At 52.3% G+C, this 13,183-nt stretch carries 12 protein-coding genes; 4 read left to right on the top strand and 8 right to left on the bottom strand.

The annotated features are described in order from the left end of the window. Window positions 1–171: 171 nt before the first annotated feature. The 4 genes from PBOR_RS16780 to PBOR_RS16765 form a co-directional block, all read right to left on the bottom strand. Window positions 172–1,197, bottom strand: coding sequence for a Gfo/Idh/MocA family protein (locus PBOR_RS16780; protein WP_042213526.1), 1,026 nt, complete (start codon window positions 1,195–1,197; stop codon window positions 172–174). A 38-nt stretch (window positions 1,198–1,235) separates the two neighbouring features. Beyond that, the gene (locus PBOR_RS16775) at window positions 1,236–2,324 is read right to left on the bottom strand and encodes a Gfo/Idh/MocA family protein (RefSeq protein ID WP_042213524.1); all 1,089 of its coding nucleotides are present in this window, start codon (window positions 2,322–2,324) and stop codon (window positions 1,236–1,238) included. Further along, a complete protein-coding gene (locus PBOR_RS16770; protein ID WP_042213523.1) occupies window positions 2,321–3,097 on the bottom strand; it encodes a sugar phosphate isomerase/epimerase family protein in 777 nt (258 codons plus the stop codon). The genes PBOR_RS16775 and PBOR_RS16770 overlap by 4 nt, the downstream gene beginning before the upstream one ends. Before the next feature lie 70 nt (window positions 3,098–3,167). Further along, the gene (locus tag PBOR_RS16765) at window positions 3,168–4,331 is read right to left on the bottom strand and encodes a Gfo/Idh/MocA family protein (RefSeq protein WP_042213521.1); all 1,164 of its coding nucleotides are present in this window, start codon (window positions 4,329–4,331) and stop codon (window positions 3,168–3,170) included. A gap of 159 nt (window positions 4,332–4,490) precedes the next feature. On the opposite strand from PBOR_RS16765, the gene PBOR_RS16760 reads away from it, so the two are divergent. After that, complete coding sequence (locus PBOR_RS16760) at window positions 4,491–5,324, top strand: helix-turn-helix domain-containing protein (protein WP_342671120.1); 834 nt, start codon at window positions 4,491–4,493, stop codon at window positions 5,322–5,324. A gap of 73 nt (window positions 5,325–5,397) precedes the next feature. On the opposite strand, the gene PBOR_RS36995 is transcribed toward PBOR_RS16760, so the two are convergent. Further along, on the bottom strand, window positions 5,398–5,568 hold the full coding sequence (locus tag PBOR_RS36995) for a hypothetical protein (protein WP_157764055.1): 171 nt from the start codon (window positions 5,566–5,568) through the stop codon (window positions 5,398–5,400). A gap of 226 nt (window positions 5,569–5,794) precedes the next feature. Then, complete coding sequence (gene uxaC, locus PBOR_RS16755) at window positions 5,795–7,204, bottom strand: glucuronate isomerase (RefSeq protein ID WP_042213520.1); 1,410 nt, start codon at window positions 7,202–7,204, stop codon at window positions 5,795–5,797. 210 nt (window positions 7,205–7,414) lie between these two features. Between uxaC and PBOR_RS16750 the strand changes: the two genes are divergently transcribed. Further along, complete coding sequence (locus PBOR_RS16750; RefSeq protein WP_042213518.1) at window positions 7,415–8,092, top strand: GntR family transcriptional regulator; 678 nt, start codon at window positions 7,415–7,417, stop codon at window positions 8,090–8,092. A gap of 136 nt (window positions 8,093–8,228) precedes the next feature. After that, window positions 8,229–9,083: an SDR family oxidoreductase gene (locus tag PBOR_RS16745; RefSeq protein ID WP_042213517.1), complete on the top strand. Its 855-nt coding sequence runs from the start codon at window positions 8,229–8,231 to the stop codon at window positions 9,081–9,083. A 28-nt stretch (window positions 9,084–9,111) separates the two neighbouring features. On the opposite strand, the gene PBOR_RS16740 is transcribed toward PBOR_RS16745, so the two are convergent. Then, the gene (locus tag PBOR_RS16740) at window positions 9,112–10,203 is read right to left on the bottom strand and encodes a YeiH family protein (RefSeq protein WP_042213516.1); all 1,092 of its coding nucleotides are present in this window, start codon (window positions 10,201–10,203) and stop codon (window positions 9,112–9,114) included. Window positions 10,204–10,402: 199 nt separating this feature from the next. On the opposite strand from PBOR_RS16740, the gene PBOR_RS16735 reads away from it, so the two are divergent. Further along, window positions 10,403–11,278, top strand: a complete 876-nt coding sequence (locus PBOR_RS16735; RefSeq protein WP_042213515.1) for a LysR family transcriptional regulator — start codon at window positions 10,403–10,405, stop codon at window positions 11,276–11,278. 107 nt (window positions 11,279–11,385) lie between these two features. Here PBOR_RS16735 and PBOR_RS16730 read toward each other — a convergent pair whose 3' ends face one another. Then, entirely contained in the window at window positions 11,386–13,179 is a 1,794-nt protein-coding gene (locus PBOR_RS16730) for a glycoside hydrolase family 36 protein (protein ID WP_052429510.1), read from the bottom strand. Between the last annotated feature and the right edge of the window lie 4 nt (window positions 13,180–13,183).

Here is a 13,183-nt window from a genome sequence, read left to right as displayed (position 1 = left end):
CAAGCCTCCCTGACGATCGTCAGGTAATTATCACATGCAGATTATAATTTGTCAATCTTGTGGTTACCTGCCTTGTATTCACGTTGCAGCACGCCAAAAAAGGATCACAGCACGTGATCCTTTCTCTTTGTATATCATGAGTGCACTACTTAATATCATATTCCGTTCATTCTACACATACTGTCCTGCCGTCAGCCCAGTTCTGCCCGCCGAGGACTTGTAGATTCCTTCGATCAGCTCCAGCGCCTTAATGCCCTCTGCAGCGTCAATCCAGAACTTACGGCCGTCACAGATGTGGGCATAGAAATCATGAATTAACCGGGAATGTCCGGTGCCCCAATACGATTTACCTCCGGTGCTGCCGGTTGCCGGTTCACTGAGCAGCGTTTCCTGGCCATCCTTCCAGAGATAGAGGCTATCCCGGCGCTGCAGCAGCGTTCCCTGCTCGAAGACCAACTCCAGCTCAACCGGAGAATTCACTACATAAGCATTGGTACCGTAGAAGAGTCCGCGCACATTATTCTTGAAGCTGATGCAGGCATGTGCACTGTCCTCCACTTCAATGACTTCATTCAGCACATCGGTCGTCACACTGCCCTTCACGAAAGAGATTTCTCCGCCGAACCATTGCAGCAGATCGAGGGTATGAATAGTCTGGTTAATCAGCACACCTCCGCCTTCAGTGGCCCAGCGTCCTCTCCAGCTGCTATTCTTGTAATAATCGTCGCTCCGGGTCCAGGTAACCACCCCTTTCATACAAATGAGGGCTCCCAGATCACCGGAATCTATCATTTCCTTGATCCGTACCGAAGGGTCATTGTAGCGGTTCTGGAAGACTACGCCGAGCTGTCCCGCCGCTTGATCCGCAGCTGCCTGCATTAACCGGGCCGAAGGTACATCCAGCGCCACCGGCTTCTCGGTTAACACATGTTTGCCGGCCTTCAGCAGTTCCACCGCCATCCCGGCATGCAGATGATGAGGCGTGCACAAATGGACAATACCGATATCCGCCCGCTCCAGAAGCTCCTTATAATCCGTCAAAGCTTCGCACCCATAATTTTGAGCAGATTGTGCCGCCTGAACGGGATCACTGTCCACCACGGCCAGCAGCCGCGCATCATCTATAGAAGCAATGGCCCTGGCATGCAGCGGAGCAATCGCACCGCAGCCGATAATCGCTGCTCCAATTGGATTCATCTTATACACCTTCCGTTCTTCTGATAGCTGTGATGCAACTATTTGAGAGTATCCGGGGTCAGATTGAGCGCTTGACGCTGCGCCTCCAGGCATAGTTCGGCCGCTTTAAAGGCATGCTCCTGGGTCATGGCATTTTCTGTACGCTGCAGGCAGTCCATGATCAGCTCACCGAAGAACGGGAAGCCGATCCGGCCGGCCACATGCTCATAATGTTCCCCCTCACGATCCACATAGTAGACATGGTCAGGCGTGCTGGAGCGGCCAATATCGCTGTATTTGCGCAGTTCGATATATCCTTCGGTGCCCATAATAATCGTCCGGCCATCGCCCCAGGTCCCTAATCCTTCCGGAGTGAACCAGTCCACGCGGAAATATTGGGTCGCCCCGTTATCGCCAACCAGCGTGGCATCACCGAAATCCTCCAGCTCCGGGTATGCCGTATTGTTATAGTTGGCTACCTTGCTGTGCAATATCTTGGCATCGCGGCAGCCGGCGTAGAAGAGGAATTGTTCAATCTGATGGCTGCCAATATCGCAGAGAATGCCGCCGTATTTATCGCGCTGGAAGAACCAGTCCGGCCGGCTCGGAGCATTTAACCGGTGTGGTCCCATTCCAATTACCTGGAGTACACGGCCGATTGCACCCTTTTGCACCAGCTGGCCGGCATACACTGCGCTCTCCACATGCAGTCTTTCACTGAAATAGGTCATGTATTTCTGCTTCGTCTGTTCCGCCTGAATCCGTGCTGCTGCCAGCTGATCCAGCGAGGTGAACGGTGTTTTGTCCGTGAAATAATCCTTCCCGTGTGCCATGACGCGCAGACCCAGCGGTCCCCGTTCTGAAGGAATAGCCGCTGCCGCTACGAGCCGGACTTCAGGATCTTCAAGAATCTCTTCAGCCGAACGTGCGGCCCGGACGCCGGGGTATGTGTTCAGGAACACTTTTACCTTCTCCGGGTCAGGATCGTATACCCATTTCAGCTGGGCTCCTGCTTCCACAAGCCCGTTGCACATCCCGTAAATATGCCCATGGTCCAGCGCTAGTGCGGCAATTACGAATTCACCCGGCCCCACCACAGGCTTGGCTTCATGTACCGGTGCATACATCATTCCATCCTTGCGGCTCATGCCTCATCCTCCAGCTTGGTGTGCAGATAGTTCAGACTGATCTCGAGGCTCTCAAACGGATCACGCTGGCACACATCCTGCTCCACGATATGCCACTCCACTCCAGTCTTGCGGCAGGCTTCGATAATTGCTCCGTAATTCATATTCCCCTGGCCGATTTCGGCGAATACCGGTTTACGCGACAGAACCGTCATATCTTTGAAATGCACGGCCTGCATTCTGCCTTCCACTTTATGAATCCACTCTACAGGATCGCCGCCGCCTGCCTGAACCCAGTACAGATCCAGCTCAAAGCCAAACACCTCGGGATCACTTTCCTGCAGCAGGATTTCCATACCGGTCATATCTTCAAAACGTTCAAATTCAAAATCATGATTGTGATAGACAAATTGCAGGCCATGCTGCTCCTTCAGGGTACGCGCAATACCGGAGGCCAGCTTGGCAAAGGTACGGTAGCCTTCCTGGCTGGTCTGATATTCGCCCGGCAGTCCGCCAAGGCCGATGTACTTGCAGTTCCACAGCTTATGTTCAGCAGCGAGCGCATCCAGATCATTCACCAGCCGGTCCCAGGAAACATGTGTAGCACAAATTTTCAAACCGTATTCATCCGCATACTCCTTCACCAGCTTAGGGTCCATCGGGCCAATCCCCGAGATTTGTACTGCCTGGTAGCCGATTTCGCTCACCTTCCGCAGACTTTCTCTTAACGCTTCCGGAGTCTTGGTAAATTCGCGTAGGGTATACATCTGTGCAGCAATTGTTGAACGTTCCATTTCATTCATCCACTCCCAGATTAGTTTGAATTGGTTAGATAATGCTATACGTGCAGATTAAAGAGCGATGCTAGTGGGTTCCCGATACATCCAGCGCTTTCTGGCTGACGGGCGTCTTTTGAAAAGTAGAATTCTGCACCTGCACCATCAGCTTCTCGTGGAACAGCTCGCTGTCGATCGGCAGGTCCACCCAGTTATCCGTCCACGCTGACAGGTACATCGCATTGGAAAGAGTCAATCCGTGAATCCCCTCTTCACCAGGCGCCAGAAGCGGCTCGTCATGAAGAATGGCATTGGTGAAATTACGCATAATGCCTTTATGCTGATCCCCGTCACCTGGTGCTACCGGAATCTCGCATTTCCAGCACTCGGGTGATCCGAATCCTCCGGTATATTCTGCGTTGAATTGCGGCTCCGGTGTGCGCAAACGGAAGAACGTCAGCTTCCCGTCTTCGATTACGATTTTACCGTTGTCGCCTGTAATCTCGAACCGGTTCGTTCCCGGCGCCTCCCCTGTAGTGGTGATGAACAGCCCCGTTGCGCCGTTCTCGTATTCCACATAAGCAGTCACGTCATCCTCAACCTCTATGTTGCGGTACTTCCCGAAGTGGCAAAAAGCCCGTACCCGCTTAGGCATCATTCCCGTCGTCCACTGCCAGAGATCCAGCTGATGCGGGTCCTGGTTAAGCAGTACACCTCCGCCTTCTCCGCCCCATGTCGCCCGCCAGCCGCCGGAGTCATAGTAGCTCTGAGAGCGGTACCAGTTGGTGATAATCCAGTTCGTACGCCGGATCTCCCCTAGCTCCCCTGACTTGATCAGTTCTCTTAGCTTCTGGTAGAGCGGGTTCGTCCGCTGGTTGTACATAATGCCGAACTTGCGGTCAGACTTCGCAGCAGCGTCGTTCATCTCCTGAACAGCTTTGGTATACACACCTGCGGGCTTCTCTATCAGAACATGCAGCCCGTAACCCAGTGCCTCTATCGCCAGCGGCGGATGATCATAATGCGGTGTGGCAATCAGCACAGCATCAATGGTTCCGGACTTGAACAATTCTTCCGGCGACAGGAACCGTTGCACGTTATCCGGCAGATGCTCTTCCGCCCAGTCCAGCCTTTCCGGGCTGCTGTCGCAAACGGCAGCCAGCTCAGCCCCCTTAATATCATTCAGCAGACTGTGCGCATGCGCACGTCCCATATTGCCCACTCCGATAATGCCAAATCGTACCTTCTCCATCTCCCAATCACTTCCTATTACAGTTTATGATATGAGGATAACCTTAATCGCTCCCGGTGAACATGACTGTAATTAAGGTGTTTTTGTATATAAATAAGATGTATTAGATAAATGAAAGCGGTATAATGAATTTATGAGCGTTGTAAAGGAGCTAAACCTATGAATATGAATGCCAGCGGAAATCTGACCGGACGCCTGCTGCAGAATCTGACTGTTACGGTTACCCATGCCCAATTAACCAGCAGATACCCCGGATGGAACCGGACGAATGAGACACCTTCCTTCAACCGGCTGTACTATATTGATTCCGGCGAAGGCAAAGTGATCATCAACGGCGTGGCGTATTATCCCAGACCCGGGCAATTGATGATCATGCCGGCCGGCTCTACCCAGACCACGGATACCTCGCCTAATGATCCTTACACACGCTACTATTGCCATTTTGATGCGCAGATCGGGGAATGGCCGCTATTTCATTCTGCCAACAAGCTCTATATCAGCGATGTGCCGGATCCGGATGCAGTAAGGGCGATTTTTACGGAAATGATTGATTTGTTTCAGGATACCGGCTTTCTGGCCACTCTGCGGACTCAGGCATCGCTGCTCACCTTATTAGCGTTGTGCCTGGAATCCGGAGGCTACAGCAACTTCCTGGATGACCTGACGCATACCAGCGATCAGGGGAAGCTTGCGAATGTGCTGACTTACATTGACCAGCGTTTAATGCGCCCGCTTGATGTGGAAGAGCTGGCGGAGCTTGTCCATCTGCATCCGAACTATTTCATTCCCTATTTCAAGAAATTCATCGGCGTCCCCCCGATGCAATACGTTCAGCTGAAACGGATGGAGCTCGCCAAAAGGCAGCTCTCCTACACCGATTTCAGCATCTCCAATATCGCCGAGCAGGTCGGCATGGAACTGGCCCATTTCTCCAAGGTGTTCAAGAAGACTACCGGCGTTTCTCCTTCTGCTTACCGGAGCAGTACGAAGTAGGGGGCGTGGGTACGATCAGCATACGATCCATCAGTTTATTTAACGTGCGGCGTTACTTCACTGGACCCGACTTTCACGTAAAAACTTGCATCCGGGAGATGCTAGTTGGATTTTCGGCACTTAATTTCCCCGCTTCTCCAATCCAAAGGTGAGTAAGTGGATTTTCAGCATTTAATTCTGCGAATATTCTAACTTTCCTATTTTCAGTAGTAGTAAGTTTTGTTTTTCCAACTAGATTAGCCATACTAGTGATTCCTGCAGAATTAGATGACGTTTATCCAACTAGCATCCGCCAGAGTCTCTGAGCACACTAAGATTGGCTACAGGGGGGGCTCGTATAAAAGTACAAAAAACAGCAAGACTCCAAGGGTTTAGAGTCTTGCTGTTTCTAAGTTGATGCGCAGGCTAATTGTGGAAAAGCGGCAGCGTTCGCCTCTGTATCCGGATTTTCAGCACCGTCTGCCGTGTGTTTATTTTATTCCGAAATAAGCCTCGGCATTGTTGTAACAGATATTCTCAATCGTCCGGCCTACAAAAGCATAATCACGCGGCAGATCGCCCTCTTCAATCCATGTGCCGAACAGGTTGCAGAGAATCCGGCGGAAGTATTCATGACGCGTGAAGGAGAGGAAGCTTCTGGAGTCGGTCAGCATGCCGACAAACGGACTGATCAGGCCGAAACTGGAGAGCGCCTTCAATTGCTGCAGCATGCCTTCCTTCTGATCATGGAACCACCAGCCTGAGCCCATTTGCACTTTGCCTTTGATCCCGGAGCCCTGGAAATTACCGATCGATGTTGCGATCATCTCGTATTGTGACGGATTCAGCGTATACACAATGGTCTTCGGAAGCTGTCCGCTGGCATCGAGATCATTCAGCAATGCGTTCAGGCTGCGGGCCATATTGAAGTCCAGAATGGAATCGAACCCGCTGTCCTTGCCGAGCGTATCGAACATCCGTGAGTTATTATTGCGGAGCGCACCGATATGCAGCTGCATGCTCCAGCCCCGCTCGTGATACAGCCGGCCTAATTTGAGCAGCGTATAGCTCTGGAATTTCTGTTCCTCCTGGGCGCTGATCTCCTCTCCCTTGAAAGCACGGGCAAATATGTAAGCAGCTTCATGTTCCGTCGAATGGGCATGCGGAAGCTCACCGAAGGCCTGATCGGACAGGCGGCAGCCATGCTTGTGGAAGTAATCGATCCGCGATGTCACAGCCTTCATGAAGTCGGAGTAACAGTGAATTTCCAGTCCGCTGGCTTCACTGAGCGTGGCAACATAGCCGGCAAAACCTTCATCGCGGATATTCAGCACTCTGTCCGGTCTGAAGGTTGGAGCAACAACAGTCTCCAGTGCACTGTCGTTCTTAATAAGGATATGATGCTCCAGAGAATCAGCCGGATCATCTGTTGTGCAGACGACGTCAACATTCAGCTTCTTAAGAATGCCTTGTGTAGTCAGGCCGTCTCCTTGCAGTTGTTCATTACAGCGGTCCCATACACTCTCTGCATTATCGGCCGAGAGCAGCTCATCGATTCCGAAGTAGCGCTTCAGCTCCAGATGGGTCCAATGGTACAGCGGATTGCCCAGCATCTCGGGTACAGAACGTGCCCAGACCATAAATTTGTCTTTGTCCGGAGCGTTCCCGGTAATCAGCTGTTCATCGATGCCGAGCCAGCGCAGCGCCCGCCACTTGTAATGGTCCCCGGATAACGCCAAATCGGCGATATTGCGGAACTTGCGGTTGCTGCTGATTTCCTGCGGATTAAGATGACTGTGGAAATCGTAAATCGGCATTTTTTGGGCATAGTCATGGTACAGGGTTTGTGCACTTTTGTTCAGGAGCAGCCAATCTTCATGAATAAAAGGTGAGGTACTCAATGTGTTCTCCAGCCTTTCGTCATTCCGTATTTTAGAAGATAAGAATGTATAGGCTAAGCGCAATATAACGTTCTTATCTTTTCCGCAGAAGCGGAAATTTGTCCAGGTAAGGACGGTATTAGCCGTTTCTGCCTGTTTGCACTACCATACTACCATACTTGTATGGTAGTATGGTAGTGCTTCTGAACAACTTAACAGGAGGGCTACGCGATGGAATACATTATCGGTACACAAGCGGTTTCCACACGGGACATCGTGTATCGTTCTTTGAAGAATCAGATTTTGCTGTTGGAGCTCCCTCCCGGCACCAGCATCTCGGAGAAAGAAATTTCACTTAAATTCAATGTTAGCCGCACTCCCGTCAGAGAGAGCTTCGTCCGGCTGGCCCAAGAGGGTCTGCTCGATGTCTATCCCCAGCGAGGAACGGTTGTCTCTCTTATTGATTCCGGCCTCGTCGAAGAAGCCCGCTTCATGCGCGAGCATCTGGAGCGGGCGGTTATGCGCGAGGCCTGCAGCTCTTTTCAGGCCAAACATCTTATAGATCTTAAGGCGAATCTGGATAAACAGAGACTCTGCATTGAAGATCAGGACTATAAGGAAATGTTCATGCTGGATGAAGAATTTCATCATCTGATCTTTACAGGCTGCAGCAAGAAGAATACCTGGGAAGTAGTCCAGCAGATCAAGGTCCATCTGAACCGCAGCCGGATGCTTAAGCTTACGGCAGATCATAATTGGGAGCATCTGTATCAGCAGCATTATTGCCTCTATGAAGCGATCCAGACACATGATGTTTCGCAGGGTGATCAAACGATGAAGGAGCATATGGCATTAACCATTGCCGATCAGGAGATGCTGATGGAGAAATACCCGCAGTACTACAAGTAGAAAAGGCTGTGCCGTCCATTAAAAAAGGAATCTGAGGACCTGAATAGAAGCCCCGCCCGGCGGGTAATGATGCCCGATAGTAAACAGACTTAGTCCTACTAGGATCATACTTACATTAGAGAAGGGTTGGATACCTATGTCTGAGTTGGCATTACAGCCTCAACTGGCTGGCAAAATCACCGTGATTACCGGAGGAGCCGGCGCACTTTGCAGCGTGATGGCCCTGGAGTTAGCCCGTCAAGGCGCCAAGGTCGCCATTCTGAACCGTACAGCGGACAAAGGTTCCGCTCTGGCTGCACAGATAACTTCAACCGGAGGCCACGCACTCTCCCTGGCCTGTGATGTTATGGATCCCCTAAATGTGCAGCAGGCAGCCGATGAAATTCTGAAGCACTGGGGGCCTTGTGATGTATTAATTAACGGAGCCGGAGGCAATCAGCCTTCAGCGATTACTACCAAAGAAACCTTCGCAGAGGGTGACCTGGAGAATCCGGATATCGTCTCTTTCTTCGATTTGTCTGTAAGCGGGTTCCGTAATGTCCTTGACTTAAACTTGACCGGAACGTTAATTCCAACCCAGATCTTCGCCAAGCAGATGCTCGGCCGCACCGGAACATCGGTAATCAACATTTCCTCCATGAGTGCCGCTTCACCGATGACCAAGGTTCCGGCATACAGCGCTGCCAAGGCGGGGATTAACAACTTCACACAATGGCTGGCCGTCCATCTGGCAGACGCCGGAATACGGGTTAACGCTATAGCCCCTGGCTTCTTCGTAACCGCGCAGAATGAGCAGCTGCTTGTGGATAGTAACGGAGAGCTGACTGATCGGTCCCGCAAAATCATCTCCCAGACGCCGATGCGCCGTTTCGGTACGCCCAAGGATCTGCTCGGTACCCTGCTCTGGCTGGCCGACGAGCAAATGTCGGGATTCGTCACCGGAGTCACCGTGCCGGTAGACGGCGGATTCATGGCTTATTCCGGGGTTTGAGCGGGATCTATTCAGCGGTTCCATCGGATCAAGATAATCCCAACCAATGTACAAGTCCAATTCCAAGCAGCGACATGAATACCGAACCTATGAATCCGGCGATTACCGGCTTACGCCCCATGCTGCTGAAGGTCTTGAGGTCTATCCCGAGTCCAAGTCCCGCCATCGCCATGGCCAGCAGCAGATAGGCAAGTGTGATCATGTCTGACGCAAGCTGCTGAGGGATTACTCCAAGCGTATTGATACCGCTCATCAGCAGGAACCCTGCAATAAACCAGGGAACCGGGAGCTTCTTGCCCTCCCGGTTTCCTTCCGTTCCGGCGGCACAATCATCTTCTGCTCCATTGGACAGTTTCATGCGGCTGTGTAGTTTGCGCTCCCTGCGGCCTTCGATCAGGCCAAGAATCAGCGCGACCGGAACAAGCATCGCAACCCGGGTCAGCTTCACCAGTATTGCCAGATCGGAGCCTTGCTGCCCGGCAGGTATAGCCGCAGCGATGACATGTGCCACCTCGTGCAGGGTTGCTCCTGTGAAGATTCCGTACCCCGAAGCACTTAATCCCATATACGGATACAGAATCGTGTATACAAGTGTAAAAATAGTCCCCAGGATGGCCACTGTTGCCGCTCCCACGGCCGTCTCATTATCTGTCGCTTTGATCTGCGGGGCAATTGCAGCGACCGTTGCTGCGCCACAGATGGCTGTTCCGCACGCGGTCAGCAGTCCCAGTCTTCTCTCCATCTTCAGCCAACGCGCCAAACCATACACAGTGAACAGCGTAAACACCAGGTTAATGGCTGCGATCGCCAGCACTTTTGGACCCGCCTGGACGATATCTCCCAGATTCAGCCTCATTCCCAGCAGAATGATACCGGCTCTAAGCAGTCTTTTACCGGAGAACCGCACACCTGCCATAGTCTGTTCCGGAACACCCGCTACTGCCCGTAGTCCGATCCCTAGCAGAATGGCCAGCACCAGTTGGCCCATCATGCCAAGAACCGGCAGCAAGGCCATATATTTCGCCGCAACCGCCAGGATAAGGGTAATTGCAATCCCTCCGGCAAAGGAACCGAATCTATAATCACTCCTGTGTATTTGATAACTGCCGCTTCTATTCATCCGTACCACACCCCATCCACCGCTTCGTTAATGTCGCCGCTTCTTATAGCTTCACTATATAAGCATGCTTATGGAATGTGAAATATGGCTTTGCTATTCCAATCATTACAAATACTTATGTTTAGGCGGATTCACTATGATAAAATAGTAAAAAACCGCTTTTACCGTTACATCTATCTTCAATAAATGAGGGATTGTTATGATTACAGATGCACTCCGTGTATTCGTTACCGTAGTAGAACAGCAGCATTTCTCCAAGGCTGGCGAACTGCTCAACCTCTCCCAGCCCGGGGTCAGCCTGCATATCCGCAATCTGGAGAACGAATTCGCCGTAAAGCTGCTGCACCGTTCCCCAAAGCAAGTGCGCCTTACAGAAGCCGGGGCCATTCTCTATAGACACGCGAAACAGATGCTCATACATTATGAAGAGGCCGGCCGGGAGATCCGGCTGCTGCAGGACGAAGTGACCGGCACCCTGCAACTCGGGGCCAGCTTCACAATAGGGGAATATGTGCTTCCGGCAAGGCTGGCAGAGTTCGCCAGACAATATCCGCTGGTCAGTCTCCAGGTCACCATTGGCAATACGGAAGAGATTATTGCTGCAGTCCGGTCTAACCGGCTGGATATCGGCTTCATCGAAGGTGAAACGTCGGACTCCGATCTGTCCATCATCCCTTATATGAAGGACGAGATGATTCTGGTTGCACCCTTCGGTCATCCGCTGAGCGGAGAAATCATTGTTGAAGACCAGATGCTGCGTAATGAAATTTGGGTGCTGCGGGAACCGGGTTCCGGCACCCGGGCCTTCAGCGACCGCTTCTTGCAGGAGTCTGGTATTCCAGTCAAACGCTCCTATGTATTCAACAGCAGCCAGGGAGTCAAAGAAGCTGTCAGTGCCGGTCTTGGACTGTCTTTGCTGTCCAGATGGATTGTACGCAAAGAGTTGGCCAGCGGTGAATTGTGTGAACTAAGAATCAGGCATACGCTGACCGAACGGGATTTCCGGATCATCCGGCACAAGGATACTTCAGATACGCTGGCTATGCGGGTCTTTATTGGTAAACTGCTCGCTTGATCTATAATGATCTGTTCAATCCGCCGGCTGCCCTGGATCGGACAGCTCAAAAACGCCCCGGCCTTCATCACAAAGTGCGTGGAAGACGGGGCGTTTTGTAAGATTAATTATTCAAGCGTCTTATCAGGACGAATCACGATCACCCCTGCCGGCGGCACCTCTAGTGCATGCACTCCTTTATTCCACAGCAGCCTGTGATCCGCTACAACCTTTCCCCGGCAGTCGCGGATATTCACGAGAAGGGCTCCTGCATCCCGGTTCAGCTCCAGCACCAGACGCGTGTTCAACGTCCCGTTAACTACCAGCACTTGATCCGGCAAATCTCCTGCTAAAGGAATCACCGTATCATGGTAAACGGCAAATACCCACTTCTGTGCGGTGCGGGCGATGACAAGCGGATACAGCAGCTCGGGGCCTATCGGCTCCAGTGTCCCGTCCAGCAGCACATCCCTGTGTTCTCTCCAGAACGCCAGCCAGAAGCCCAGCATAGCCATATGCGGCTCAGGCAGGGTATCCAGCCGGACGGAGATCTGCGGCACAGCGAACAGCACATTAATGAACTGCAGCGCGGCAGCCTCGGCCGGCTCCTGCGGATTCCACATCAGCATATCGGCATGCGCCGCGGTATCCCCGCAGATTAGCCGGATGTCGATCGTGTGAATCCGGTTCTGCAGAGCATCGTTCGGACAATCTGCGGCCCGGAACATATTGCCGTATTTGCGCATCAGCGGACCGGTATAATTCTGGCGGAATTCAATCATAATGTCCGGCTTCAGCTGCCGCAGGCGGGAGAGAACACCGCTTAACAGCAGGTCGACGGCTTCAGGAACAGAGTCTGTATCCCTGCCGTTCTTTCTGTCATCCTGTTGGCCGGCAGCCTGCCCTTCCACATAGAAGCTGTCTACGAAGTCGAGCTTGAAGCCGTCCAGATCCCAATCTTGCAATGCCTTCTCATATAGGGAGATTAAGTATTCCCGTACTTCCGGATAACGCGGATCGGCAATACCTGCCCCGAAGCTCTCGCTATAGTAGAGTAATTTATCCTTGAAAAGCAGCCATGCTTCACTGTGCTTGCCGATGAACGGCACTGCATACCACAGTAGATATTTCATACCAAGGTTATGAACACGGGCAACATGTGCCTGCATATCCGCGATTTTGTCCGGGCTGGCCTCCCAGTCTCCGCAATACGCGTATCCCCGGGCTTCATCTGACGTCTGCCAGCCGTCATCCACAATTACCGCTCCGCAGCCCAGCTCAGCCGCTAGTTTGCACTCCGACTCTACGATCTCCGGCATCAGCTGCTGATGGAAGCTGTACCAGGTCGAATACATCGGTTCCCTTGCGGTATCAGGAACCGGGGAAGGCTCGCTCCCTTTCAATCCTGCCCACCACTTCCCCACTCCGTCAAGAGCTTCATAGTAGGGAATGCTGCGGGAATCCAGCCGCAATATGGCCTCATAATGTGCGATGGGAGAAACGTTCCCCGCGAACAAGGTTACGGAGCATTGAAAGCTGGACGATTCTTCATTCAGTCCTGCACGCAGCTCCAGGGGATTCAAAGCTTCTGAGCAGGCAAAGGTCAGGACATTGTTCCCCCTGCTGCCATACAGACTGACAACCGGAGCAGAGAAAGCAGCTCTGGATAGGAAGCCTTCCCGCCAATCGGGAACCAGTCCTCTGTTCCGTTCCGCTGCCGGATGCCACAGTCCTTGAATATCAATGGCCTGGCAGCTCCAGCGAAGCGTTAGCTTGGGGGGAGCTGCCGGAACGGGAGCACTGAGGGTCAGAACAGCATAATCAACGCCGTCTTCGCCGCGCTGCACATGAAGCTGAGATTGAAAGTCAAGACTGCTTCCTTCAAGAAGGATCTCGTAATCTCCTGTGTTAATGGTCTTCAATATA

Origin of the sequence: Paenibacillus borealis, assembly GCF_000758665.1 — a bacterium.
GTDB lineage: Bacteria > Bacillota > Bacilli > Paenibacillales > Paenibacillaceae > Paenibacillus_AQ > Paenibacillus_AQ borealis.
This window is presented reverse-complemented; position numbering and strand designations above follow the sequence as displayed.